The sequence below is a fragment of the Paenibacillus sp. DRB1-1 genome (assembly GCF_052119485.1).
Lineage (GTDB): Bacteria > Bacillota > Bacilli > Paenibacillales > Paenibacillaceae > Paenibacillus > Paenibacillus polymyxa_B.
In genome coordinates this window covers 3,382,445-3,408,377 of record NZ_JBODQH010000001.1, presented here as the reverse complement: position 1 = coordinate 3,408,377, position 25,933 = coordinate 3,382,445, and the positions used below count along the sequence as shown (strand labels likewise).

21 protein-coding genes are annotated in these 25,933 nt (G+C 43.9%); 5 read left to right on the top strand and 16 right to left on the bottom strand.

Features of this window, described 5'->3' with window-relative positions:
• Window positions 1–253: 253 nt before the first annotated feature.
• Window positions 254–1,759, top strand: coding sequence for an alpha/beta hydrolase family protein (locus ACQW03_RS15000; protein ID WP_441950362.1), 1,506 nt, complete (start codon window positions 254–256; stop codon window positions 1,757–1,759).
• 105 nt (window positions 1,760–1,864) lie between these two features.
• Window positions 1,865–2,017 (top strand): helix-turn-helix domain-containing protein, encoded by a 153-nt coding sequence (locus ACQW03_RS14995; RefSeq protein WP_441952405.1) that lies wholly within the window; start codon window positions 1,865–1,867, stop codon window positions 2,015–2,017.
• Here ACQW03_RS14995 and ACQW03_RS14990 read toward each other — a convergent pair.
• Window positions 1,959–2,084: a hypothetical protein gene (locus ACQW03_RS14990; protein WP_257791061.1), complete on the bottom strand. Its 126-nt coding sequence runs from the start codon at window positions 2,082–2,084 to the stop codon at window positions 1,959–1,961. The genes ACQW03_RS14995 and ACQW03_RS14990 overlap by 59 nt on opposite strands.
• A gap of 231 nt (window positions 2,085–2,315) precedes the next feature.
• Between ACQW03_RS14990 and ACQW03_RS14985 the strand changes: the two genes are divergently transcribed.
• The gene (locus ACQW03_RS14985) at window positions 2,316–3,542 is read left to right on the top strand and encodes a sugar efflux transporter (RefSeq protein WP_071643131.1); all 1,227 of its coding nucleotides are present in this window, start codon (window positions 2,316–2,318) and stop codon (window positions 3,540–3,542) included.
• A gap of 8 nt (window positions 3,543–3,550) precedes the next feature.
• Here the strand turns inward: ACQW03_RS14985 and ACQW03_RS14980 are convergent, their stop codons facing one another.
• Both ACQW03_RS14980 and ACQW03_RS14975 read right to left on the bottom strand, forming a co-directional pair.
• Complete coding sequence (locus ACQW03_RS14980; protein ID WP_071643133.1) at window positions 3,551–4,768, bottom strand: macrolide family glycosyltransferase; 1,218 nt, start codon at window positions 4,766–4,768, stop codon at window positions 3,551–3,553.
• A 189-nt stretch (window positions 4,769–4,957) separates the two neighbouring features.
• On the bottom strand, window positions 4,958–8,266 hold the full coding sequence (locus ACQW03_RS14975; RefSeq protein ID WP_441950359.1) for a pectinesterase family protein: 3,309 nt from the start codon (window positions 8,264–8,266) through the stop codon (window positions 4,958–4,960).
• Window positions 8,267–8,454: 188 nt separating this feature from the next.
• On the opposite strand from ACQW03_RS14975, the gene ACQW03_RS14970 reads away from it, so the two are divergent.
• Window positions 8,455–9,294, top strand: a complete 840-nt coding sequence (locus ACQW03_RS14970; RefSeq protein WP_023990412.1) for a helix-turn-helix transcriptional regulator — start codon at window positions 8,455–8,457, stop codon at window positions 9,292–9,294.
• A 223-nt stretch (window positions 9,295–9,517) separates the two neighbouring features.
• On the opposite strand, the gene ACQW03_RS14965 is transcribed toward ACQW03_RS14970, so the two are convergent.
• The 8 genes from ACQW03_RS14965 to ACQW03_RS14930 all read right to left on the bottom strand — a co-directional run bounded on the left by ACQW03_RS14965 (window position 9,518) and on the right by ACQW03_RS14930 (window position 18,399).
• On the bottom strand, window positions 9,518–10,555 hold the full coding sequence (locus ACQW03_RS14965) for a threonine aldolase family protein (RefSeq protein WP_441950356.1): 1,038 nt from the start codon (window positions 10,553–10,555) through the stop codon (window positions 9,518–9,520).
• Window positions 10,542–11,003 (bottom strand): MarR family winged helix-turn-helix transcriptional regulator, encoded by a 462-nt coding sequence (locus tag ACQW03_RS14960; RefSeq protein WP_025718002.1) that lies wholly within the window; start codon window positions 11,001–11,003, stop codon window positions 10,542–10,544. Before ACQW03_RS14960 ends, ACQW03_RS14965 begins: the two co-directional genes overlap by 14 nt.
• Window positions 11,004–11,175: 172 nt before the next feature.
• A complete protein-coding gene (locus tag ACQW03_RS14955) occupies window positions 11,176–14,286 on the bottom strand; it encodes an efflux RND transporter permease subunit (RefSeq protein WP_071643145.1) in 3,111 nt (1,036 codons plus the stop codon).
• Entirely contained in the window at window positions 14,283–15,674 is a 1,392-nt protein-coding gene (locus tag ACQW03_RS14950; protein ID WP_071643146.1) for an efflux RND transporter periplasmic adaptor subunit, read from the bottom strand. The genes ACQW03_RS14955 and ACQW03_RS14950 overlap by 4 nt, the downstream gene beginning before the upstream one ends.
• A 201-nt stretch (window positions 15,675–15,875) precedes the next feature.
• Window positions 15,876–16,526, bottom strand: a complete 651-nt coding sequence (locus ACQW03_RS14945) for a response regulator (RefSeq protein WP_441950353.1) — start codon at window positions 16,524–16,526, stop codon at window positions 15,876–15,878.
• Window positions 16,523–17,761: a sensor histidine kinase gene (locus ACQW03_RS14940; protein ID WP_441950351.1), complete on the bottom strand. Its 1,239-nt coding sequence runs from the start codon at window positions 17,759–17,761 to the stop codon at window positions 16,523–16,525. The genes ACQW03_RS14945 and ACQW03_RS14940 overlap by 4 nt, the downstream gene beginning before the upstream one ends.
• A 253-nt stretch (window positions 17,762–18,014) precedes the next feature.
• Window positions 18,015–18,185, bottom strand: a complete 171-nt coding sequence (locus ACQW03_RS14935; RefSeq protein WP_179085973.1) for a hypothetical protein — start codon at window positions 18,183–18,185, stop codon at window positions 18,015–18,017.
• 19 nt (window positions 18,186–18,204) lie between these two features.
• Window positions 18,205–18,399 carry an H-type small acid-soluble spore protein gene (locus ACQW03_RS14930; protein ID WP_025723179.1) on the bottom strand — a complete coding sequence of 65 codons (195 nt, stop codon included), beginning with the start codon at window positions 18,397–18,399 and terminating at the stop codon, window positions 18,205–18,207.
• Between the two features lie 199 nt (window positions 18,400–18,598).
• Between ACQW03_RS14930 and ACQW03_RS14925 the strand changes: the two genes are divergently transcribed.
• The gene (locus ACQW03_RS14925; protein ID WP_441950349.1) at window positions 18,599–19,786 is read left to right on the top strand and encodes a macrolide family glycosyltransferase; all 1,188 of its coding nucleotides are present in this window, start codon (window positions 18,599–18,601) and stop codon (window positions 19,784–19,786) included.
• 76 nt (window positions 19,787–19,862) lie between these two features.
• Here the strand turns inward: ACQW03_RS14925 and ACQW03_RS14920 are convergent, their stop codons facing one another.
• The 5 genes from ACQW03_RS14920 to ACQW03_RS14900 all read right to left on the bottom strand — a co-directional run bounded on the left by ACQW03_RS14920 (window position 19,863) and on the right by ACQW03_RS14900 (window position 25,601).
• Complete coding sequence (locus ACQW03_RS14920; protein WP_441950347.1) at window positions 19,863–21,278, bottom strand: glycoside hydrolase family 32 protein; 1,416 nt, start codon at window positions 21,276–21,278, stop codon at window positions 19,863–19,865.
• A gap of 84 nt (window positions 21,279–21,362) precedes the next feature.
• Window positions 21,363–22,190, bottom strand: a complete 828-nt coding sequence (locus tag ACQW03_RS14915; RefSeq protein WP_441950345.1) for a carbohydrate ABC transporter permease — start codon at window positions 22,188–22,190, stop codon at window positions 21,363–21,365.
• Window positions 22,190–23,074, bottom strand: a complete 885-nt coding sequence (locus ACQW03_RS14910; RefSeq protein ID WP_053326151.1) for a carbohydrate ABC transporter permease — start codon at window positions 23,072–23,074, stop codon at window positions 22,190–22,192. Before ACQW03_RS14910 ends, ACQW03_RS14915 begins: the two co-directional genes overlap by 1 nt.
• Before the next feature lie 59 nt (window positions 23,075–23,133).
• Window positions 23,134–24,459 (bottom strand): ABC transporter substrate-binding protein, encoded by a 1,326-nt coding sequence (locus ACQW03_RS14905; RefSeq protein WP_441950342.1) that lies wholly within the window; start codon window positions 24,457–24,459, stop codon window positions 23,134–23,136.
• Between the two features lie 164 nt (window positions 24,460–24,623).
• On the bottom strand, window positions 24,624–25,601 hold the full coding sequence (locus ACQW03_RS14900) for a LacI family DNA-binding transcriptional regulator (protein ID WP_441950340.1): 978 nt from the start codon (window positions 25,599–25,601) through the stop codon (window positions 24,624–24,626).
• Window positions 25,602–25,933: the final 332 nt, after the last annotated feature.

Below are 25,933 nucleotides of genomic sequence, written 5' to 3'. Positions count from 1 at the left end.
TTCCATAAACGAAGCAAGAAGCCGAGTTCTGAAAATCATTGTATCGGAGATTGGAGATTGAGCTGTCTTCACAATTGTGAAACAAACAACCCCGGCCGAAAGGCAGGAATCAGCACATTACATGCCGTTTTCTGTGCCATCTTCGCGCAACCTTACAAGAGTGTAAGGCCATTGTCATCTAGATCAATGGTATCAACCTAGCTGCTTCTCTATACTAATCCATTGATAGGATTATTTTTAAGGGGGAGTTGGCGTGAGGTTTTTTGAAATGCTGCTATTCTTTTCAAGTGCTTGTTTGTTGGCACTGCTGTTCATTTTCAATCAACGTATCCGAAGACCAGCTTTGCTCCTGACAAGCGGAGCAGGCTCCATTTTTTTAGTGATACATTTGCTTGTCGAAGGATACAGGGTTCAGCTTTTATTTTTATACGGATTTACGATCCTGATGCTTATGCTTTCGCTTATAGACGTTTTCATAACGCTGAAAGTCGTTCGGACTGCCTCGCGAATCCGTAGGGTGCTGGGCCGCCTTTTTATCGTGATTGGGCTAATCGCAACGGGGTGCTTCCTCTATGTGTTTCCCGTATTCGACTTTCCGGCGCCAACCGGCGAGTTGAAGGTAGGCACGCAAGTCTTTCATTTCATCGATCCAAGCCGGGAGGAGACATTTGGCAAAACCGCGACAGGCAAAAGGGAATTGATGGTTCAGGTATGGTATCCGGCTCAAGCTGGCACCGACAAGTACGCTCCCTTTATTCCCGATACCCAGATTTTACGTTATATGGCCGCGGACTATGGCCTTCCCGGGTTTACTTTTCAACACCTGAAGTACGTATCCAGTCATGCTTATTCGAAGGCCGAAGTCTCTTCGGCACAGACTTCATACCCGCTGATCCTTGCGAATCCCGGCAACGGCTCTTCCAGGTTCCTCCACACGTCGCAAGCCGAAAATCTCGCGAGTCATGGATATATCGTGGCAGTGATCGACCACACCTACAATACATTTGCAACCGAGTTTCCGGACGGGCGAATCACGACCAGCACAACCAACGACTTATTCTCGCCCGCCTATGATTATCAGACGAGTAGAGGAAATCGCGACAAGTTGGGACAAGTTTTAACCGGCGATGTGGCGTTTGCGCTGGACCAATTCGAGCTCATCCAATCGGGGCAGATTCCAAGTCATCTAAAAGGGAGGATTGATCTCGGTCATGTCGGGGTGTTCGGTCATTCCATCGGCGGAGCGACGGCCTATGACGCTTCTTACGATCCGCGAATCGCGGTTGGAATAGACCTTGATGGAGGGCTTTATCGACTGCGTGACAGAGAGGGTCTGCGAAAGCCGTTTTTGTTCATCAACTCGGAAAGCTATTTCGAAAAATTAAAAATGGTGATGGATAACCGGGTCTACACGGATGCAGAGCTTAACCGTATGGGCTCAACAAGAGAGTGGGAGGATCAAGTAACGGAAGATAAAAAGTTGGAGCTTGAACGGATGCGCGAAACGGTCGACGAAGGGGGACAAGTCCTCTATATCGAAAATACGGAGCATTTGAATTTTGCCGACGTACAGTTCATTTCTCCGATTTTCGAAATGCTGGGCATTACAGGAAAGATTGCGCCCGAAAGAGCGAACTCCGTTATCAATGCCTATATGCTGGATTTCTTCGATAGGTATCTGAAAAATCAAGGCGGAATCTTAATGAAAGGACCGGATAACCGCTTTCCGGAGGTGAAGTTCGTAACCTCGCTATTATAAATTACGGAACAGGCTCCCGATTTTGATATGCTCCCCTTCAAGTAGACAGGTTTAATAAATAAACCGCTACTTGAAGGGGAGCTTTCCTTTGTCTAAGAAGAACGAATAGACGTTGTTCTTCACTGTCTTGCCCACGATCATGACTACCGGAAGACAGCGGAACAGTATCAGGTTTCCTATCATCAAGTATACCAATGGGTCAAGAAGTATAAGGAGCACGGTCCAGATGATTTGCGAAGCACAAAGCTTTCATCGTGAGACCACTTGCCCGATAGGCTGCGATACGTGTGTGCCAATCTTGTCTGCGTTGTTCTTTGGCATTCATGAGTTCCCCTCCGTATTCAGGTTAATCTCATGATCTCATAGCTAGGTTAGTAGTTGAAGGTGTGGAGAGTTTGACGCTTTGCCTGTTACTGTATCTTTGCCTGTATTGACCTGCTCATCAAAGTGAAAAATAATATATAATATTTTACAACGTGTAAATATACAAATTATGCTAAAGTCATATATAGTTTGGTTGGGATTGATATGTATTCGGAAGGAGTGTAAAAATGAAATGCTAAAGCGTATTCAGAATCTTTTTGTTATCCCTAACTACCCATTGTTCATGATCTGCATGTTATTGCAAGGTATGGCTATATCCATCAGCGCACCTTTTTTAGCTGTATATTTTACAAGTACACTTGGCGTATCTGTGGGAACCTTTGGTGTATTTACAGCTGTGACTTTGATTTGTGGCATATGGATAAGCTCTCTGATTGCCAAACGCTCTGATACCGGATTAGATCGTAAACAAATTTTGGTAATTTGTACGTTATTTAATGCCACAGCCTTTGCAGGATATCTTGTAATCCAAAATTTTTATGTACTTTTTGTTTATATGACGATCTTTACGGCCATTGGTGCTCCTGGGATGCCGCAGTTATTTGCCAGTGCACGTGAAGCAGTAGATCGCAGTAAATCTGCGGATCACGCCTTTGCTAATTCAACGCTTCGGTCTATGTTTTCTCTTGGCTTTATTACCGGGCCGCTTTTTGGTTCCTTTTTGATTGCACATACGGGCTTTAAGGGTATCTTTATGGGAACGACCTCTATTTTTGTTCTCATTGCTGTTCTTTTATTCTTTTTTATCAAGCAGCCTCCCGCTCAGCTTAAACATAAGAATCAACTTTCACTTCATCACATTACTTTACATAAAAATGTTGAGATTCTGATCCCCTTTTTAGTTCTTACTCTGCTCTATACGTCTCACTGGATGAACAGTTTAAATATTTCCTTGTTCATCATTCACAATTTAAAAGGTGACACGAGTGACGTTGCTCTAGTATCCAGTATTTGCGCAATTTTAGAAATACCCTTGATGCTCATGCTAGGCGTATTAGCAGCTAAATACTCCAACCGTTTGCTTGTATTTTTAGGGGCATTAACAGGAGTTGCCTATTATATCCTTGTCCTTATGTCTACGGAGATGTGGCAGCTATTCGTGGGGCAGCTTCTTCTAGCCTTCTTTGTTGCAGTGATTTCTGCCATTGGCATTAGTTACATGCAGGATTTATTGCCCTCTCTTCCAGGGTACGCATCGACACTATATTCCAATGCGACAACCATTGGAAGACTGGTGGGGAGCTTGATGGGCGGATTAACCGCTCAATGGATTGGTTACCGAAACACCTATTGGGTATGTTTGGCCCTAATCATCTGCTCCCTTGGTCTTCTGGCGATTTCAAAGAAATTAGAGTTTGAAAAATCTGCTGCTTTAAAAGAAAGGAATCACAGTATATAGACTGCGCCTTATTTTTCTATGGTGGAGAAATGACTCATAATTGTATCTGCCGCATGTCTATACCCACCAGCCTGGCGTAATGATTCGCCGATCACGTGAGCCTGTTCTTTATAGGTTGGATGACTCAATACCTCTAATAAGGCAGCTCTCAAACTAGCGGGTGTAAGCTCATTTTTATCCACAACAACACCCGCTCCCAGTTCCTGCACCCGACTGGCTACGATCGGCTGATCCGATGTTAAAGGAATCATGACCTGCGGCACATTGTAATACAGGGCTTCACTTGTACTGTTCATCCCCGCATGTGTAACAAAAGCGTCCACATGCTGAAGCATTTCCAATTGCGGAATATAAGGCTTGATTATAAAATTGTCAGGGATATACGGGGCCAATGGCTCCATGTCTGTATAATTGCCTGAAGACAGCACAAACTGCACAGGCAAATCGCGAAATGCTGCAAAACAAAGCTTATAAAATTCCAAGTCTTTATTCAAAATAGTACCCATTGAAATGTAAACCGCCTGTGGATGCAGAACACGAAGTTGTTCGAACGGGAAAGATGGAGCATCTTTACGCGGTACAATAGAAGGACCTGTAAAAATAAAACTGTGATCCAGTTTTTCGGCTTGCGGTTGAAAATAGCGGCTTGTATAAACTATTCTTAAGCGCCCGCCATGAGGAGCAATCTCTTCTATAGCCGGAGCGTCAACCTGAAGCTCCTTAGCTAGTTGATGCGTTATTTGCATCGTAGCCGTGTACATCTTTTTTACCTCCGGATCATTGTCATTCATGCCTTGCCCCGATCCCAATGGCTCTACAAAAGCAAAAGAAGCGATAGAGCACACAGCAGGGATTCCCAGCCTCTCTGCAATAATCGTGCCTCCCCAACCCATCAAAGAATCATAGATTAAATAATCATAGGTTCTGTTTTCAATAACTCTCAAAACCTCTGGAATAATCGGAAGAATCATACCTTTTACCATCATGTACACAAATTGATAATGATGTTTGTATTCTGCTGGCTTTAAATCAGAGTCTTTAGAAAAAGCATCATCAACAAAAGGGTAGGTTATCATCTGTGCTCCTGTCTGTTGAATTCTCGTACGGTATTCTTCCGTACACACATAGTCAACATCCTCCCCACTGTCTACCAACCTTTTCACTAATCCTAGTGTCGGATTAACATGGCCTTCAGCAGGCGTGATCACTACTAATACACGTGCCATACCTTACACCTCCAAATCAATAATAAATTACAATTTGAAATAAATGCACTTTTAACATAGCAAACATTTACCATATAAACAAGTATTTTCAACATCGAAAATTAAGTATGTATCCTCTACTCAAACTATAAAAATAAGCGAGGCTGAACGCTAGAAGCGCTTGCCCCGCACAACCATTGAACATCAAATTTAAAGACGCCAATCCCAATGATCTGTCCCGCTCAGAACAGCTTCAACGGTGTACTGGCTTGCTTCATCGGCGGTAAGCTGTTTGGCCCAAGGTACACGCCCGCTACTTTCTGCACCTGGCCCAAAGTTGTCAAACTCTCCAAATCTTGCGGTCTGCTCATTGGATTCCTTGCCCCAATTGTTCCAGCCGCCCGGCTTGATATGGTCATCCATATAGGTCTTCAAAAAAGTAACATGAGCGTTAGGGCGCCATGGCCGTCCGAGATCCACCTTGCCTGTCAAGCCATTTTCTGTTGTCAGACGACATTGAATAAATACAAAGCCCGGCTTATTCTCTTCTGTTGAAGCTGCTGTCACATATCCAGCACGCAGGCTGTGTATGATCGAATTATCAAACACGGCAGGTGCATTGCCAAATATAAAATCTACACTGCCACTGATGTAGCTGTCCTTGAAATACTGTCTGCCACGGTTCACAAGCAACGTATCCTGTAGGCCAGTAATTTTGACATTGTGATACTTACCACGATCGCCTTCGGCATATAACGCTACAGCCTGCACCTGCCCGGTTCCTTCTGTATTGGCAACCGTGACATTGTCCAACACAAATTCGGGACTTTGCACACGCATTGTATAGCTGTTGCTTGTTCCTAATTCTTTTCCGTCCACCACGGTTTTGGCCGTATCGTCAAAAGAAATGATCGTTTTGTCGCGATCTTCTCCGATAATGCTCAGATTTTTTTTGGAGGAATTCACCTTTATTTTTTCACGATACGTACCGTTTTTGAGATGGATAACTATCCTTGTGTTGCTGTCGTCAGGGACTGCGTCAATAGCTGCCTGAAGAGATCTAAAGTCAGCAGGGCCATAGGTCGCCACCACCACACTAGTGGGATGAGTTCCTCCTGAGTCTGTCAGGTTGCGGATGGTGACATTGCTGAATTCCGACGTATTGTAATTCCATACATCGTTTTGTTGTTTGGATGCATCGGTAGCCAACCCGATCAATAGCGGCTGATTATTCGGCACATCTATAACAGTTTCGCCAACCTTCTCCCAGTTCGTCACACCATCTGCGGATACCCAGCCGGTAACCTTTTGTCCTTGTCGTACAAGACGAACCGAATATGGCGTTGCAATAAAAGTCTCCATTGACGCACGTTTCGTCGTGCCATCCGTTTGATCACGACTGATAAGAATACCCTGTTTTCCATATTTAACAAATGCTAAAGACATAAAAGCCATTTTTGATCCAGGCTTCAGCGATTCACGAATCATTACACCCGCTTCAGCATTATCATCCACCGGGGTAATTTGTTCCACACGGGCTGTAATTTCAGTGTCGCCTTCCCATTTTTGATAAGCATAATGGAAAATATCTGCCTTACCGTCCACGTCTCCCGCTGACTTCAGTCGTATGCTGCTGCCGCTTGCATCTTCTTTTAAGACCTGAGTATGCCCTTTTATATAACCATCGTTGCCCTCAGAGCCAATCTCTTCGCTGAGCCAACTTCCCGATGGCGCAGTCGTATTGACGTGAATGGTAACAGGATTGGAAAATACAGCAGTCCCCTTGCGGTCGGTCACCCGTACAATAATATTGTGGGTACCGTCTGTTACATGATTCCAATCGAGATGATAAGGTGCAGTCTCTACTTTACCAACAAGTTTGCCGTCAATGATAAATTCAACGTGAGCAATACCATCTTTGTCCTTGGCTGTTGCTGTTATGGTCGCATCCCGGCCTGCTTCCAAAATATCGTTATGCTTTAGTGGACGTCCGTCTGCATCCGACACCTTAACGACGGCCTCTGGATTATCCACCTCATTTCCATTCGACAGCTTCTCAATAAGATCATTTAAATAGACCTCCAGATTGGTATACCCCTTGGCAAAATGAGCATACGCCCCTGTGCCGGCAAGCCCCTGACCGTTACGGTCATCTGCATTATTGGGGTCCAGCCCATGAGCACGTTCCCATTCATCCGGCATTCCATCATGGTCACTGTCAGAAAGCTCCGTCGTCGTTACGTTATAATCGTCATAAATCCACCCTGCTTCACGCGGAGAGTTAATAAACGCACCCGTTCCATTCTTCACATCATTCATAATTCGGGCGTCTACCGCATCTCTTCTTGGCAGCGTGGCTCCTGAGCCGGCAAGTACCTCAGTATATGCGGTTTGTGCATCTGTCGCTTGATATGGACCATACGCATCTGGTGAGATTCCGTTGTCGTATTCCCCTCTGACTTCAATCGGCTCCGCCAAACGGGTGGAAGGATCAATAATTGACCCAATGGATGTTCCAAGCTGCCAGTTGTCTTTTGTAACCGAGTCATTGCCGTACATGTAGTTACCACCAATAAAGATGCGTGTTTTATATTTTTTACTACCCACGTCCACAAAGATTTGACCGCGAACGTCCTGATATGTGTTGGGGCCATACTTATAATAGTTATTTAGCACATTATACGATCCTTCACCGCCGCCGTATGAAGAGAAAAATCCCCAGTTATAAATGACATTATTGGTCATTTCCACAGCGTCGATTTGTTTTTTATCGGTTGGAAAACGCGGATTACGGCTTGCATTGTGAGCCAACAAGTTATGATGATAGGTGGAATTTCGTCCGCCCCATATGCCGCCATAGCCGTGGCGACCTTTCTGGTGCGTAGTCATTAGCATACTTTCTGACGCAATGGACCATTGTACCGTTGTATTGACGTTGTCATACAGGCTCAGTACCTCATCCACCGACCAGCTAAAGGAACAGTGATCAATCATTATGTTTTTATGGTATCTGGCTCCTAACGCGTCATCCTCACTGGGGTAACGGTCGGTCAATCGGAAACGCAGGTAACGGAGAATGACGTTATCTGCATCAATCCCTGTTGTGTAATCGCTTACAGTTATACCGTCGCCAGGAGCTGTCTGACCAGCAACCGTCAGGTTGTTTCCCAAGATTTTAAGTGGCTCCTTGAGATGAATCGTTCCACCCACCCGGAATACGACCGTCCGATTATCGGAGCTGACCGCTGCGCGAAGAGATCCGGGTATTATCTGTTCCCCTTTGCCGTAGTCTGCCAGCGTGGTAACCTCATACACTTCACCTCCGCGTCCACCGGTAACATATTTACCGCCACCCTCAGCCCCCGGAAACGCCGGAATATCCGTCGCCACTTTCGACACCTTTGCATTCTCTGTTCCTACCGCAGTCTCCGCTTGGATTAGTGGTGGGCACAAGGTCAACAACAATGAACCCACAACCACATTACATAGCACCTTTTTCCATGTACGCTGCTTGCTCATATTCTGTTTCCTCCCTAAGATTTTCTTCCACATCAGCGCATATTTTTATAAAAACACGATTCGAGACATTCAGAAGCGCCTTCACCTCCTTTCATCAATCTTTTCTGCTTTTATCATTGGCAGGTTGTCATATATACTGTTGGTATATGAATGCGCTTACTTATCTTAATTTGTAAAGGAAGAAGCACATGAATGAAATGAAAGAAGATAAATATGTCATTGGCGAACAACAATTTTCCATTCATCACATCTATCGTACCGGTTTCACAGTTATGCCCCGGCCTCATGTCCACGAAAACTATGAGCTGTATCTCTTACTACGAGGCGAACGCATCTATTTTATGAATGGCAAGGTATACACCGCTCGCAAGGGGGATCTGATATTCATCCTTCCTCATGACTTGCACTCTACCGCCAGTACGCAATTGCAGGAAACAGAGCGCATCTTGATTCATTTTTCTCCGACGTTTCTCCCACAGCAGGATCATGACATTCTTGACCTGCCGCCGTATCAGCAATCCGCGTTGCTTCGCTTACCTGCGAGAGAGCAAGTGGAGGTTGAACGTTTATTCCTACAGATGAATACCGAATGCAGGAATAAGCAGCCTCTGCATGACCGTTGCGTACAGCATCTACTGCTGGAAATGCTGATCCTGGTGCACCGATCGGAAGCGATTGAGCGTAGTGAACCTGTTTCCTCTCATCCCATGCATCAGAAAATCACGGAAATTTCTTCTTTTATTCAGGATCATTACAATGAACCGTTAACTCTCGAACAAGTGGCCGCCTGCTTTTTCATTAGTCCAGCTTACCTAAGCCGTATCTTTCTAAAGTTGACTGGTTTTCATTTCAGCGAATACATCCGCGTAGTGAGGGTCAGGGCGGCCCAAACAAGACTTCGAACCACCAAAGACAAAATCCAGCATATTGCAGAGGATGTCGGGTTCGGTCATGCTTCCCACTTTAATAAAATCTTTAAAAAAATAACTGGGCTCTCCCCTCTTCAGTACCGCAAGCAGGTTCGGTAGATATTCAGTGTAAAGAATTAGACGCCGATTTTATACCTCCGCTCTTGTCTTGTTTTTCCATTTTTATATCCACTTGCTCTTTCATGGAACTAAAGACAAGCCGCTTTGGAATAAGTAAAATGCACAAAAAAAACCATACTTCGCTGCAATGCATGCAACGAAGTATGGCTATTACATAGTCATTCTACATCTTTAAAATTATAAATTACTCTTTCTATGACCTTTATCGCAATGCTTTAATATCCTGAATCAGCATTTCAACATTTTCTTTCTTTGTAGCCCAACTGGTACAGAATCGAACAGCACTATGTGAATCATCAACCTTTTCCCAAAAGGAGTAAGTATATTTTTCACTCAATGCCTTTAGTATACGATCTGGTAAAATCGGAAACTGCTGATTGGTTGTAGAACGGTATTGAAAAGAAAAACCTTGCTCAGATAATCCGTTTTGAAGCAGCATGGCCATATCTATAGCGTGTTTGGAAATTTCAACGTATAAACCGTCTTCAAACAAAGTTTCGAATTGAATGCCCAACATTCTTCCCTTAGCCAGCAGTCCTCCTTTTTGCTTGATCATATATCGAAAATCTTTTTTCAATGTATCATTTAGAATGACTACTGCTTCTCCCATCAATGCTCCAATTTTGGTCCCGCCAATATAAAATACATCGCAAAGCTTTGCTATATCTGCTAAAGATACATCGCTATCTTCGGCCACCAAGCCATAACCTAATCGGGCTCCATCTATAAACAGTGGTAAACCACACTCTTGACAGACTCTCCTTAATGCTTCCAGCTCTGATTTACTATAGATCGTTCCATTCTCAGTAGGTTGGGAAATATAAACCATACCTGGCTGTACACTATGCTCAGGAGCGGCATCATTCCAGTGAGCGTCATACAAATCTTGTACCTGCTCGGCCCGGATCTTCCCATCCCCGCTTGGCAAAGTAAGTATTTTATGTCCAGTAGCTTCAATCGCTCCGGTTTCATGAACCGCAACATGTCCAGAAACTGCCGCAACGACGCCTTGATGTGGACGCAGAATAGAAGAAATGACGGTGGTATTGGTCTGTGTACCTCCAACCAAAAAGTGTACATCCGCATTTGGGGAGTCACATGCTTCTTTAATATATGCTCTGGCTTTTTCACAATGATCGTCCACACCATAACCTGGAGTTTGTTCATCATTAGTCTCCAGTAGTCGCTTTAATATGCGCTCATGGGCACCTTCGGTATAGTCGCATTCAAATCGTATCATTCTGTATCCTCTCCAAATTATCCAATTTCTTCTGAATTAACAACATAGAAGCATGTAATTCCTTTATCTCTTCTTCTGAAAGTCCTTGAACTAATTTTAGAATTTGTTCATCAGACCTTTCATTCAGTTGGTTATAGAACTCCTTTCCTTTAGGAGTCAAACGAATCAGATTTGTTCTATTATCCAACGTTGAATTTTCCTTAACAAGAAAGCCCTCTTTGCAAAATTTAGCAATGATCCTACTCATATAGCTGCGATCAATTTTAAGAGATTCGACTAGAGTATTCGCAATACATGGCTCGATCAACCCGATCTCTATAATGACACGGGCCTCGGTAAAGGAATATCCGCTATCCAGCACATGTCTATCTAAAACACCCAGTATATTCGTATAGAACCGATTAAAACGCCTCATATCCGCTATCATATTAGCATCTATATTGATCATAACTCCCCCAATTTAGTGGACTTTTGCAACAATTATAGTAATGATTTTTGTGGACTATGTCAATGAAATAATCAATATCGACAAAAGAAAAAATCGTACATTAAGACACTCGTCTAATGTACGATCCCGCATTATTAAAGGAAAAATGGAGTATATTCTTTTCTATATTTACCTACAAGGTCAATGAGCTATCGCTATTTATAGCCTTTTCCTTTTTATGCTTCCGTTTCAGCTTCAGATGAGCTACGACCATATAAAGAGTCGGAACTACAAACAACGTTAAAATGGTTGAAAAAATCAGTCCGAATATAATGGTCGCTGCCAATGGCTTGAATAGAATTTCTCCCATCGTAGCAATCGGTATCATTCCGACGATCGCAGTTAGCGAGGTGAGCAAGATCGGACGGAAACGGGCAGAGCATGCCATTAAGATGGCTTCTGTTAATTCTGCGCCTTCACGCCGTGCATCTTCAATAAACTCGATCAATACAATACCATTGCGCACGACGATACCGGCAAGTGAAATGATACCCATAATACTCATAAAACCGATTGGCATACCTGTAATAAAGCTACCAAGCACTCCTCCTGCTGCTGCCAGGTACACAGTCGTCATTATAATGATCGGTGTGGAAACCGAGTAAAACTGCATGGTGATCAAGAGCAGAATGAGAAAAACAACGATAACGGCTAATTTGCCTAAATCCTTAAACAAATCGGACTGCGTAGATGTTTCCCCGTCCATTTCCCAAGTGTACCCCGAATCGAAATGTGTACTTGTAAGCTTGCTACGGATGTCCTGGGTGAGCTCCGTAGCCGTACGCCCTTTTGCATTGGCGGAGATCGTTACCGTCCGTTCCAAATCATAGCGGTGGATTTGCTGAATGGAAAAGTCCGGTTTCATCGTGGCTAACTGGGATAACGGGATCTGCTCTCCTCCCGCATTAGTGACACTTAGCTGTTGGAATAACACCTCAGGATCATGGTTAGGTTTATCCATGTACATATTGATATCCAGCAGTTCCTTACCCGTGTCAAAGTCCGTGACCTTCACTCCGTCACCCATTAGCAACAAAGTGCGGGTTAAGTTGGAATAATTGACCTGATATTTATCCAAGGCCTGCTGGTTGACTTGAAAATTCAAATTATAGCTTTGCATCCCCATATTATCGGTCACATCTACAGCTCCAGAAGTTCCCGCAACAATTTCTTTTATTTTTGTGGTCATCGTTTGCAACTTTCCAAGGTCTTCTCCTTTAATACGGACAGATACTGCACTACCGACTGGGATGCCTAATTGAGGAACACGTATACTTATTAATGCTGCTGGATATTTGGCTTGCAGCGTACTTGTCCAGCTGTCCACTGTTTTTTTGATATCAAAGACTCCCTCTTTACCAACAACAGTAAGTTGTCCGTGTACCGCTCCCACGGAGCCACTACCAGCTACTATATCGCTGTACATTTGAGGTGCTCCACCACCTGCCGTTGCTGCCAAATGTTCGGTTTCTGGCTGCTTTTTAACCCAGTTCTCAATCTCGGTTATAACCTGATTGGTTGCCTGCAACGACGTTCCTTCTGGCATCGTTACGTTGATTGTGGCATCCGGTTGGTCCGATTCAGGAAATAATTGAATGGGCACAATAGCAAGCAGTCCATAAGCTGCCGTACCAATCATAAGACCAATAAGCGCAGTGAAAAGTGGTCGACGCAGTATTCTCGGCATCCAGTTTTTAGCGTATACATTAGAGAGGGACTGAATTTGATTGCCAAGAAGCCCTGGAGGCTTGGTCGGTTTGCTACGTTCTTTACCTTTATGACGGTTATCGTACCATTGACGGAAAATAGGAATGATCGTAAGCGACATAATCATGGAGGCCAGCATCGTTAACGAAATAACGGTAGGGATCGGTTTAATAAAGTCTCCCATATTGCCCGGTAGAAATAAAAGCGGGGCAAATGCTGCAACCGTAGCCAGCGTGGCTGTAATGATCGATAAGGATACTTCTTTCGTTCCTTTAATTGCCGCCTCCGTAGCATCTTCCCCAAATTCAGAGCGTCGGCGTTCAATGTTGTCGTTTACCACAACGGCATCATCAACCAGTATCCCCAGTACGATGATTAATCCGATGACTGAAATTTGATTCAGCGTCGTTCCTGTCATCGGCAAGACAATAAAACCGATGGCAATAGAAACAGGGATAGCCAAGGCCACAAATGCAGAGGTCAGCAAGTTCAAACCTAATGTACAAATCACAATAACCGATGCAATAGCAATAATCATCTCTTTGGAGAGATTACCAAATATTTCACTTACACGGTCATTTTGAGCGAAAAGTAGTTCAAAATGTACATCCTTAGGTAAACTACTCGCAAGTTCGTTGATTTTGGCTGTTGCCGCTTTGGATACCGTTGGTACGTCTGTGCCTTTATCTCCACTCAAACTGATTGAAATAGCAGGCTTGGTATTCACATACGTATAACTCCCCGTTTTTTTTAAAACAAGCGAGGCTGAACCTATATCCTTCAAGGATATAGGGAACCCTTCTTCGTTGCTTGAAATCTGAACATTATTTAAAACATTGGGATCAGTTGAAGCATCTACTGTCAACTGATACGTACGCTGATTGAAATCCAGACTTCCTGTAGGCACTCTATCGTTTTCATTTTTAATGGCTTGAACGACCTGTTCCCAGGAGATGTCATATTGCTGCATTTTTTGAGTGTTCAGGCTTATCCGTACTTCTTGTTCTGGAATTCCTTGAATATTAACTTTTGAAATTCCTGAGACCGTTTTTAATTGATCTTTCCATTTATTCATCAATTCATTTAACGCATACAAATTTTCAACTTTATCAGAAGTGATTGCGTATGACCCGATGAAGGAGCCTGCCATACTATCATTGATAATGGGCTGCATCGCATCGTCCGGAAGTTCAGACTGCGCATCCTGTACCTTTGTACGAAGATCGGCCCACACTTTTGTCGGATTTGCCTCATCCAAAGCTTCTATACTTATACTAGATTGGCCCTTAGATGAAGTGGAAGAAATAGTTTTGACACCCTCCACTTCTTTAATTTTCTGTTCCAATATCTTCGTAATGGTTTGTTCGATTCTTTCAGGTGAGGCCCCTGGATACACAGTTGTGACACTGGCTGACATAGGAATAACGTCGGGCATCTCCTGTTTAGGTAACGATGCAAAGTTGTAAATCCCTAGCAAAATACACATGCCAAAGAAAATAAGTGTGATTTTCTGCTTTTTAACGATATATTTAATCATTCGGACGACTCCTCCGATTTCCCAAGTACATCATTCCCAATTAAATCACCATTAAATAAGGTTCCTGCTCCTTGCGTAACGATTTGATCGCCTGCCTGTAGCCCAGAGACCACTTCGAGTTGATTATTAGTCACTTTCCCCAGTTTAATCGCGGCTTTTACGGCCTTTCCATTCACAACTTTAAAGACATACGGGTCATTTTCCGTACTAATTACAGCCTCTACGGGTACTAAAAGCGCTTCGTTTTGATTCATGCTTTTAGAAGCACTAATGACTTGACCAGGCTTCCAATTCAGTTCAGGATTGGGAATGCTAACTTCCACATTGATGCTTCCCGTTTTGGAGTTAGTCGATGGATAGATCTGGGTAACAGTCCCTGTTCTAATTTCATCATAGAGAGACATATTTACTTTTTGGTTTTTCTTCCACGATAAGATTTCACTGTCCGGTACGGGGAGGAGTACTTTTAAAGTCTTGATATTCCCGACAACAAATGCCTCACTCCCGCTGGAGCCCAGTTGACCATCAGATATCTTTTTTTCAATCACAACACCTGTGATCGGGGAGGTTAAAGTAGCTTTTTTCAGTGACAAGGATGACTGTTCATAAGCAGCCAGTGCATCCTCATAGGTAGCCTGCGCCTGAGCTTTACTGGCTAGCCCTTGTTGCCTAGTAGCCCTAGCTGACTCCAGCCCTGCCCTGGCCTGATCTACGCCGGCCGAAGCTTGGGCACGCTGTTCCTGAGAGGCTCCCGCAAGCAAAAGGGACAATTGCTCTTGTGCGTCGCTTAAACTTTTTTGCGCATTTGTTAATTCTAGCTGTGCACTCTCATTTTCTGTCAATGATGCTGCACCTGCCTGGAACAGACTTTGCGTCCGGGCTGCATCTGCCTTTTTCTTATTGTAAGTATTGGTTGCTGCAGTAACCGCATTTTGAGACTGTGCAATCTCCTGCTTTTTGGCGCCATTGTTCAATTCCTGCAATTTGGATTGGGCCGCGTTGACCTGGGATTGTGAACTATGAATGCCCGCCTGGGCCGATTGGACAGAAGCCTCCGCTTGGCTAACACCAGCCTTTGCCTTTTCCATGGTTGCCTTTGCCCGATCCAGCTGTAACTGGTAAGCAGATGTATCTAACTTCGCAAGGACACTTCCTTTTTCTACTGAATCTCCAACCTCGACCATAGTGTTCAATATACGTCCATCCGCTTCAAAGGAAACATTGGCCTCATTACTTGCCTGCAATGTTCCCGCCAAATTAAAATCATTGGCCAAAGGTTTCATTGCAAGTTTCTCAATTTTTACCGGGTGACTGGCTTCTGTTACAGTGTTCTCCGATACACTGGAGCAACCGGAAGCTACTAAGGCTAATGCAACCCCTGCAATCATTATCCTGATTTCTTTTCTCTTCAACTAATGTCATCCTCTCTGATTCTCTCTTCTAAAGGTGCTATCAGCAACCTGTGGGTCAAGTAAACTTTTTCATCCTTTTTTCATGTTATAACAATGAACAAACAAAAAAATCGTACAAAGGGGCAAGCACCTTATGTACGACTGGGCAAATAAATAACATATTTTCAGTTTTTATTTCTAAAGCTGTAAAATACCACGTTCCAACGAAACGGCAACAGCTTCGGATCTGGAATCAACACCAAGCTTGTTATAAATATTCGTTAAATGTGCCTTTACGGTACGCTCGGAAATCCCCATATCAAACGCAATTTCCTTACTTTTATAACCATGTGCAACAGACTTTAATATGTGCTTTTCCTTATCAGTCAGAACTAAGTTTCTTTCGTGTGACTCTATCTCAGCTTCTCTCTTATTCGTGGCAGCGAATACCCTTGCTGTTATTTCTGGCTGAAGCAGCGTTTCACCCCTTAGCGCAGACTCAATAGTGCGAAATAGGTTTTCCCGACTGGTATCTTTTAATAAATATCCTTTTGCTCCCAGAGAGAGTCCTTTAATCATTAAATCATCTTCGTTATAGGTCGTCAGGATAATGACTGGTGTTTCATTTTGTTTTTCTCTGAGGGCTTTCATGGTTTCCAAACCACTCATTTGTGGCATATATAAATCCAACAATATGACATGCGGCTGAAGTTCTTCGATCAATTTAAGAGCCGTTGCACCTTCTTCGGCTTCACCAATAACTTCATAACTGTCATTGGTCTCCAGCACCAGCTTTAATCCTTCTCTAACTACCCAATGATCGTCGACGATTAAAATCTTGTATTTCATGATAGGTCTCCTTTAGTAAGAGGCGCCTCTATTTTTATAGCTGTACCTTCTTGAAATATACTGCTGATATTGATTTTTCCACCCAGCATCCGCACACGTTCATGTATACCTATTATTCCGTAATGCCCTGTTTGCTTGGCAATAATATCCGTATCAAATCCTTTTCCATCATCGCGAATCTCGATTTCAATCTTACCTTCGTTATCTAAAATATTAATCCATACGGTATTAGCATGTGAATGCTTCGCTACGTTGGTTAAACACTCGCTTATAATAAACAATCCATGTTCGAATAACAGTCTGGGGACTGAAGCTTTAATTTTGATGTTGCGTATTACACGAATGCTCGTAGCCATTGTAAATCGCTGTATTTCTTCCTCCACTGCTTCTGCAAAATCAACTTCCGAGATGGTTTTCGAACGCAGATTGTCTATAGCTCGCCTTGAATCAGACAATGTTCTTCGCACTTGTGACATCGATTGTTGGACGATCTCCTGAGCTCTTTGCGTACTTCCTTTTGTCAGATGGGCATCAATGGCTTCAAGTTGCATGATTAGCCCAGCAAGCCCTTGAGCCAGCGTATCATGAAGATCACGGGCCATACGTTGTCGTTCGTTAGCAATTGTAAGTTCTTCGACCTTTTGATGTGCGATTTCAAGTTCTTTAAGAACATTTTGCGTTCGGATTCGTGCTTTGACTTGTTTGAGAAAAAGAACGGCATAAGCCACTATAACAACTGCAATTAGAAAAAACAGCGGGATGAACAACACAAATTGCTTGCCATCATTATGCCAGACCACAGCCACACAAAAAAGTACATAGGAGATCAAAAATACAAGCATAACCTTAAGCGGCTTGTAATAAATGCCTATACTCTGACCCACCAAAACTGGCATTAACCCAACCAGTACAATGGAGAAACTTTCAGGTAGAAGAAATGCACTTGAAAAGATCAATCCCCCTTGCACAACAAAATAAGCCCATGAAAAATATTTTGCAACTCTTTGAGCATGCAAGTACAAGAGGATGTGCAATAGGATGATTACAGTGAATAAGACACTTTGCGGCAGATTTAGACCGCTGGACAAATGTTGAAGAATGACAGACTCACTATAAATTATAAAAATCCATATTATAGTTAACACTTTTGAAATATCTTTCTTCTCAAATTCACCTTCACTTTCACTTATTTCTGGATCTAGATTTTGAATCTGTTCATTGAATACATCAATCATAATTCCCTCCTACAATTCTGAATTCGGCTTTTCAACTTATTAGAGACAACGCCGCTATGAGAGCACCTGGTCCATTTAGTTTGAACAGAAATCATTTATATATTATTTTACAAAAAAACAAAAAGAAAAAAACGTACACATGGGCAATATCATTTGTACGTTTGGGCATTAAATACTATTTGTTCGATTCCAGCCCAATATGTGTCATATAAAAAGCACGCAACAGGTTACCCTGTGCGCGCTCGGTCATTCTCTATTTCTCCTCCAACTCATCCGGTATATCGTATTTATTGATATGCGAGGTTATTGCTGCAACTGCTTCGCTGGCATCCGTCGTGGCCGGTACTTCTCTAACCACATCATCCGTCTGGTCACGAAAATTCAAACGGTCTGCCTCGACTACTTTCTGTTGATTTGGTTTCATTTTTCATATCGCTCCTTTCTTATTCCAGTGCCTGATCTCGTTCCGTTAACGTGTACAAAGGTACTTCCCGTTCCTCTTCTGGATGGTTCAGCGCATAAATGCGTGCCGTCTCACTCTGCTCGTTCACATGCTGAATATAAATGGGTAACCCATCACACAACACATTCGCCATTATGGAAGAGGACGCTATTTCTTGCGCTCTTTGAACATTCACTTAGAAAAAACCTCCCTTGCTAAGTAGAGTTCCCCCTTACTATGCACGAGGTAAATATTTGTTATACACATTTCATGCCAACATGTGTTTTATGATCATGAAAGGATATCATTTGAAAATATAAATATTATTGTTATTATGGATTGAGAGATTCAGTGAAAACTGCAATCTTAATTGTAGAGAAAAGGAGTAATGATGAATGTTAAACATATTAATGGTTAACTTTCCGGCAGAAGGACATGTGAACCCTACGATCGGGATGACGCAAGCCTTTGCAGCACGAGGGGACCAAGTACATTACATTACAACTGAGAAATACAAGGACAGACTCGAAGCCGTTGGAGCAACGGTTCACCTGCATCCCGATCTGATCAGGACTGCTTCTATTCATACCCATACTCCGCCTGGGTTAAACGCATTTATGAATATTCATATCCAGACTTCGATGGACATATTAGCAATCACTAAGCAGCTGTCTGAAAGCATTGATTTTGACTTTGTATTCTATGATAGATTCGGAGCTGGCGAGTTAGTTAGAGACTATTTGAAAATCCCTGGTATTGCTTCATCCCCATCTTTTCTGATTTCACAGAATCGGATGGCTACCAATCTCTTTCGCTTTAATGAAAAAGTGCCATTTCAACTTGATGAACATGCCACGACCTCACTACATCTTATGAAAGAAAGATTCGGTGTTGCTCCCAAAGATATAGTTCAATTTATGAACAATACAGGGGCTCTAAACGTTGTATACACCAGCCGATATTTCCAACCAGACGCTGACAGCTTTGGTGAAGAGAATCTCTTTATTGGTCCCAGCTTCCCTGAGCGCAAAGGGGAACATTCTTTTCCTTTGGATGCACTACAAGATAAAAAAGTTCTGTATATTTCGATGGGAACAGTATTGGATCATACTGAAGACTTTTTTAACACCTGTATTGAAGCATTCTCTGATTTTGAAGGCATCGTCGTGATTGCTGCTGGTGAGAAAGCTGACTTTACGAAAATCAATCCAGCCCCAGAGCACTTTATGATCTCGCCCTATGTTCCCCAATTGGAGGTATTACGTCATTCAGATGTATTTATTACTCATGGTGGAATGAACAGTGTGAATGAAGGGATTCACTTTAATGTACCCTTGGTCGTACTGCCTCAGGACAAGGATCAGCCCATGGTCGCACAGCGGTTAACAGAACTTCAAGCTGGCTATCGTATAACCAAAGACCAAATCAATGTACAATCGTTAAGAGATGCCGTACATGAGGTAATGTCGAACGCGGCGTATAAAGAGGGCGTACAAAAAATAAATGATAGCTTCCAGCAGTCCGGCGGTACAGAAGAAGCCCTCGCAAAAATTGATGCCTATCTTCAAGATAAGCTTGTGTAAATCACACGATTACAATTCTACAAAAAAAACAGGAGCCCTGACCATCATTGGTCGGGTGCCTGTTTGTCATGCATTTCTATGTGGATATATCCCACTTCTGAAACGAAGCCATCGTACACTTTCCGCTCGCGAACGCTCGAATGCCCGTAGATTCCACTCCCGGATACACTCTTCCTGTGAGGACGTATTCACCGTCGCCGATGAATATTTCCACCGAGCTTTTATCGACAAAAACCCGAAGCTCTAGACGGCCCTCGTGTAAGTCAACAGGCACTCTTCTCTCTCCACCCGGGCCTATACCGGCACGTTCTCGGTTGAAACGGAACAGACTATCATCGGGACGGTACGACAGTACAGTCTCCTCTTCGCTACCCACCCGCAGTTTCAAACCGAATTCATCGGTGTTATTGGCCTCAAACTCAAATACGACCTTGAGTTCGTAGCTATCTCCGCGCGTGTCCATAATCTGCTCACCTGTCAGTAAGATATCTCGCTGCTCAAACTGATTGCATCGGTAATTCTTTACCTCTTCAAGTGGACGGAACAGCAGCCTGGCGCCGTCGATAACCACTTCCCGCGGAAGACTCATCGCACCAGCCCAATGGTGCCCCTGCTGGGTCGGCATCTCCGACTCCCACATATCCATCCATCCGATGACGATACGCCGCCCTTTATCATCCAAGGTGGACTGTGGGGCATAGAAATCGAATCCGTGATCCACCTGAGCATACCGCTCTGCCGTAAATGTTCCGGCAGCGGAATTGAAATCACCTATACCGTACATAGTGGAATGCAGATTGCGGTAAGCCTCCCCCTGCGCAGGCATGCGCTGCGGGGAAAGCATAAATACGTGTCGACCACCGAGCGAGAACAGATCCGGGCACTCCCAATTATCGCCGAAGCGTCCGTCACTCGCAGCTAGTACATTGACATACGTCCAGCTTTTCAGGTCTTCAGAACGGTAAAGCAGTACAAGTCCGTTCCCTTTGGCATCATTAGAACCGAGAACGACGTAATAATGATCTTCGTGCCTGAACACCTTAGGGTCACGGAAGTCTTTACGACTGATCGTATCTGGTACGGCGTCATAACCGATGACCGGGTTGCCCTCCCACTTTTCGAACGTTACTCCGTCTTCTGATACTGCAATTCCCTGTGACTGCTTGTAATCCTGATCTTTGTCAGGCCCGGTTACAACATGTCCGGTATACATCAGGACAAGCTTCCCGTCCTGCTCAATCGCACTGCCGGAGAAGCAGCCATCCTGGTCGAACTCACCGTCCGGTGCCAAAGCGATCGGCAGATAATCCCACTTCATAAGATCGCGGCTGACTGCATGTCCCCAGTGCATCGGTCCCCATACTGATTTATACGGGTAATGTTGATAGAACAGGTGATACTGCCCGTTATATTGAATGAAGCCGTTCGGATCATTCATCCAGCCGAATTCAGCCATTAAATGGTAGTGCAGCCGATAATCTGGCCGAAGCATATGCTTTGATTGGGAAATAAATTGATCTGCACATTCTCTCGTATACGTTCTAGTCTGCTTGATAAAGCATCCTCCCCCCTGCAGTTATTTAATCGAACCTTGCATAACACCCTGAATAATATACTTCTGGGCGAACAGATAGATGATAATGATCGGAAATATCGTCAGTACCAAACTTGCCATCAATGGACCATAATCCACTGTATAGGTTCCATAAAAGTTGTACGTGGACAACGGAAGTGTCCTTTGCTCAGGATCGACCAGAATGAGGGAAGGCAGCAGAAAATCATTCCAGATCCACAGCACATTGAGAATGGAAATGGTGGCAGTCGTGGGCATCAGTACCGGAAACACGATACGGAAGAATGTCTGAAACCGCGTGCAGCCGTCAATTAGCGCCGCTTCCTCCAGTTCCTTTGGAATACTCTTTACAAAACCATGATAAATGAAAACGGCCAGCGAGCTGCCAAAACCGATATACATGTAAATCAGCGACCACTTACTGTTCAGCAGATCAAGTGACCCGTAGATTTTCACCAATGGAATCATGATAGCCTGAAATGGAATGATCATGGATGCAACCATCAGCATAAATGTATATTGGTTGAACTTGGTGTTGTTTCTGACAAAATAATGAGCCGCCATCGCCGCGAACAGTGAGATAAACAGAACACTTAACACCGTTATGACCAATGAGTTGGTGAAGGCAGCGATGTAATTCATTTTATCAAATGCATTCATATAATTGACCATACTGAAGCTCTCTGGAAGCGATAACGGATTTGAGGTGATGGCCATGTTTTCCTTGAACGAATTGATCAGCAGAAAGACGAAAGGTACGATGAACAATATGAGTATGACTGTCAGCACAATGAATTTGATTACGGAGGAAGCAATTCTTTTTCTTGTCATTACGCCTCCACCTCCAACTTCTTACTAAAATAAACCTGAAGCAGAGTGATGAGAGCAACCATCAGGAACAACACGAATGCTTCTGCCTGCCCCACACCATAATCACGGGAAAGGAATGCCTTTTCATACACATGCATCGACACCATTTGAGTACTGCTGAACGGCCCACCTTTCGTGAGCGCAAGGTTCACGTCATAGACCATAAAACCGCGCTGCAAGGACAAAAATATACATACGATGAAAGAAGGAACCATCAAGGGCAGCACCATTTTCCGCAGTCTGGTCCAGCTGTTCGCCCCATCAATGCTTGCGGCCTCCATAATATCATTCGGCACACCCGTCAATCCCGCGATGTAAATGACCATCATGTAACCCGCGTTCTGCCACACGGTTACAATCACGAGTGCCCAGAACGCTTTGTCGGGATCAGCCAGCCAAGTCGTGCTGAGCGACTGTATGCTGGCATGTTGTCCCAAATAGACAAGCACGTTGTTGAATATAAACTGCCATATAAAACCGAGTACAATGCCGCCGACAAGGTTGGGCAGGAAAAATCCCGCCCGGAAAACACTCTGTCCTTTTAACCCTTTAGTCAGCACATAAGCCAGCATAAAAGCGATCACATTAATAAGAACAACGGTATAAAACACATACTTGAGCGTCAAGCTGAACGATTTCCAAAACTCAATATCTCTAAAAACAGCCAGATAGTTTTGGATGCCTACCAGCGATAGTGTGGTGGAAATACCATCCCAGTTTGTGAACGTCAGATAGATGCCATACAAAAATGGAATAATCATTACCGTTATGAAGGCAAACAAGGTTGGGCCGGTAAACAGTAGCCGCGTCCGCAGCCGGTTCCATACTCCTTTTTCCGTAATCATGATGATCCCTCCCTTTGTTCCGGGTTTCTCTCTCTATTCCAGGTAATTTGAAAATAACCTTATTTAACCGTTTTCCAGTAGTTTTCGATTTCTTTAACCAGTGTTGCACGATCGCCCTGTTTCGCCAGATACTTTTGCATGGAAGATCCTGTCTTGGACCAGTGGTCGGCAGGCAGCATGCTCATCGACTGCTCTGACTTGCCTTTTGCAATATAATCCTGGATGGACTTGCCAAGCGGGTCGGCCGCAGGCAGTGTAATATTTTTGAACGCCGGGATAATGTTCGCTTGGTTCACGAGGAAATCCTGGCCTTTCGCATCATATACGATCCAGTTCAGGAACTTCTTAGCCGCCTCTTGCTGTTCCGGAGTAGTCTTCTCCTTGTCAATAACAATGCGCTTGGATACAGCGGACGAAATCTCCTGATTGCCGTAGTCATCGGCATTGTTACTGATGGGTACAGGCAAGAAACCATATTCTTTATTAGCGGTATCAAAACTGTTGATTTGCGGCCATGCCCAGTTGCCCATGAACCAAATGCCAACTTCACCTTTGCCGAGCAGCTCCGGTCCGCGTTCATAAGCTCCTGCTAGCGGAGAAGCCTGATCGATGTTGTATTTCATCATGAGGTCGAATGTATCCATAAGTCCGTTAAATACAGGATTATTAGCCAAGCTAGCCTGGCCCGCTTTTAGTGACGCCATGAATTTGTCCACTTCAGCCATGTCTTTGTTCTGGCCTGCATAAGCAAGAGGCAAATAATGAGCGCCCAGAGACCAGTCCATTGGTGAAATCACCAATGCTTTCTTACCAGATGCCTCGATTTGCTGAAACAGTTTTTCAAGGTCATTTCGGGTTTTAATTGTGGTGGGATCAAAGCTTCCGCCTACCGCTTTATCTACAACGGCTTTGTTGTAAATGAATCCGTAGCCTTCAACAGCCAACGGAAACGCGTAATTTTTACCATCAAATGTCGTAGCAGTGGTAGCATTTTCAACAGTGTCCGCATTCCACTTTTCCCCACTTAGATCGAGGATACGGTCCTTGAATTTCTCAACATCACCTGTATCTAGCATGGTCATGGTCGGCGGGTTTCCTGATGCATACAATGCAGAGGCACGCTCAAAAGGAGATCCACCAGTCGGAACCGGCTGGATTTCAACAGTAATGTCCGGATTGTCTTTCTGGAACGCCTTCGCGGCTTCCTCCAGCTGTGGAAGGATTTCGCCTTTGGAGTTCAAAAGCGTAATTTTAACATTTTTCGAATCCCCTGATCCCCCTCCAGAAGCCGAATTACCTTCTCCTCCGGAGCCACCGCATGCAGACATCACCATAACCAAAAGAAGCAGCATTACCATCCATTGAACTCTTTTGAATTTCCTCACTGTTGTCATCCCCTTATTTATATAATGGCTCTGAACACTTAAATAAAACGCTTACAAACGGATTATATGTTAAAGGTTTAACTTGTGTCAATCGTTTGACATGTCGAAATTTTAACATGTACTAAAAAAAATCTGTTCCCCTTGTTAGAGGAACAGATTTTCATTCAGGTCGTTGCCCGCTCAATTAGTTCAACAGGCAGCAGATTGACAGGTTGTACCTGCTCCCCTTCCGCCTGCCTGCGGATCAGCTCGACCGCCAGTCTGCCGATGTCTGCAATCGGCTGTCTTACCGATGTAAGTTCCGGCGTCAGCCAGGAAGCAACGCTTACATCATCGAAGCCAACAATGCGCACATTCTCTGGCACATGCCTTCCAGCGCGAATATATTCTTTCAGCGCAAAAGCAGCAATAATATCACTTGTTGCGAACACTCCATCCACATCTGGATGTTCATGAACGAGTTTTGAAATGATTCGCTCGTACTCCTTCTGATCGAACACATTCAAGTCTGTTTGAACGATCACATGCTGGACACCATCCCTGCCCACGACATCCCGGAATGCTTTGGTCCGCTCATTGGACAGCATGTTCAGCTCCAGATTTCCGCATATATGCGCAATTTTCTGGCAGCCTTTGCGAATGAGCAGCTCCGTAGCCAGCTCGCCTCCGCGATAATTATCCGAGGATATGTAAGGAATATACGGGTCAATCTGCCTATCAAACGTCACGATCGGTGAATTCAAATGTCGGTACTCTTCTACTTCTAATGTATGGCTACCCATAATGATGCCATCCACCCGGTTCCGCTTCAACATATCGATATACACTTTTTCCTTCACGGGATCCATATGTGAATTGCACAGCAGGACCTTGCAGTCATGCTGATAGGCATAATACTCGACCTGATTGGCAAGCTCACCGAAGAAAGGATGCGAGACATTGGGAATAATAAGCCCAATAATATTGGACTGTTTACGTAGCAGAGATCGTGCTATTTCATTCGGTTGATAATTAAGCTCCTCCATTGCGTCAAACACTTTTTTGCGTGTAGTTTCGCTGATATATCCTCGGTTATTCATTACACGGGATACTGTAGTGACTGACACGCCCGCTTTTAATGCTACATCATGAATTGTCGCCATATTAACCTCTTCCCGCACAAAATAAATACATACAAACTATACTCTCTCCTCATCATTTCAACAACCTTACATAACGGAAGGCCTCAAAATGGCCGTAAATGTTAGGTGACTGAACTTTGCGAATCCCAAATTAGAGGTCACAATTGCTCTAAACCATAATGATAGCAAGACCCCCTTAAAAAGGTCTTGCTTTCTTTTCTTTAACCATCCTTCTTTGATTCAACTTCCCTGACGTAGGGGCTCTAGTTATCGGGGTGAGTAGCGATCCAGCGGAGCATTTTTAAACCACAACTTGATAAAATTTAGGTTTTTTAAAATTATGCCTCAAGCGT

Excerpts from the sequence above, each read along its gene's own strand:
- ACQW03_RS14980 (WP_071643133.1), bottom strand. The coding sequence starts at position 4,768 with ATGGCACGTGTATTAGTAGTGATCACGCCTGCTGAAGGCCATGTTAAT.
- ACQW03_RS14945 (WP_441950353.1), bottom strand. The coding sequence starts at position 16,526 with ATGAAATACAAGATTTTAATCGTCGACGATCATTGGGTAGTTAGAGAA.
- ACQW03_RS14965 (WP_441950356.1), bottom strand. The coding sequence starts at position 10,555 with ATGATACGATTTGAATGCGACTATACCGAAGGTGCCCATGAGCGCATA.
- ACQW03_RS14975 (WP_441950359.1), bottom strand. The coding sequence starts at position 8,266 with ATGAGCAAGCAGCGTACATGGAAAAAGGTGCTATGTAATGTGGTTGTG.
- ACQW03_RS14985 (WP_071643131.1), top strand. The coding sequence starts at position 2,316 with ATGCTAAAGCGTATTCAGAATCTTTTTGTTATCCCTAACTACCCATTG.
- ACQW03_RS14915 (WP_441950345.1), bottom strand. The coding sequence starts at position 22,190 with ATGACAAGAAAAAGAATTGCTTCCTCCGTAATCAAATTCATTGTGCTG.
- ACQW03_RS14920 (WP_441950347.1), bottom strand. The coding sequence starts at position 21,278 with ATGCTTCGGCCAGATTATCGGCTGCACTACCATTTAATGGCTGAATTC.
- ACQW03_RS14900 (WP_441950340.1), bottom strand. The coding sequence starts at position 25,601 with ATGGCGACAATTCATGATGTAGCATTAAAAGCGGGCGTGTCAGTCACT.
- ACQW03_RS14935 (WP_179085973.1), bottom strand. The coding sequence starts at position 18,185 with ATGAAACCAAATCAACAGAAAGTAGTCGAGGCAGACCGTTTGAATTTT.
- ACQW03_RS14925 (WP_441950349.1), top strand. The coding sequence starts at position 18,599 with ATGTTAAACATATTAATGGTTAACTTTCCGGCAGAAGGACATGTGAAC.
- ACQW03_RS14970 (WP_023990412.1), top strand. The coding sequence starts at position 8,455 with ATGAATGAAATGAAAGAAGATAAATATGTCATTGGCGAACAACAATTT.
- ACQW03_RS14940 (WP_441950351.1), bottom strand. The coding sequence starts at position 17,761 with ATGATTGATGTATTCAATGAACAGATTCAAAATCTAGATCCAGAAATA.
- ACQW03_RS14960 (WP_025718002.1), bottom strand. The coding sequence starts at position 11,003 with ATGATCAATATAGATGCTAATATGATAGCGGATATGAGGCGTTTTAAT.
- ACQW03_RS14990 (WP_257791061.1), bottom strand. The coding sequence starts at position 2,084 with ATGAATGCCAAAGAACAACGCAGACAAGATTGGCACACACGTATCGCA.
- ACQW03_RS14955 (WP_071643145.1), bottom strand. The coding sequence starts at position 14,286 with ATGATTAAATATATCGTTAAAAAGCAGAAAATCACACTTATTTTCTTT.
- ACQW03_RS14950 (WP_071643146.1), bottom strand. The coding sequence starts at position 15,674 with ATGATTGCAGGGGTTGCATTAGCCTTAGTAGCTTCCGGTTGCTCCAGT.
- ACQW03_RS14910 (WP_053326151.1), bottom strand. The coding sequence starts at position 23,074 with ATGATTACGGAAAAAGGAGTATGGAACCGGCTGCGGACGCGGCTACTG.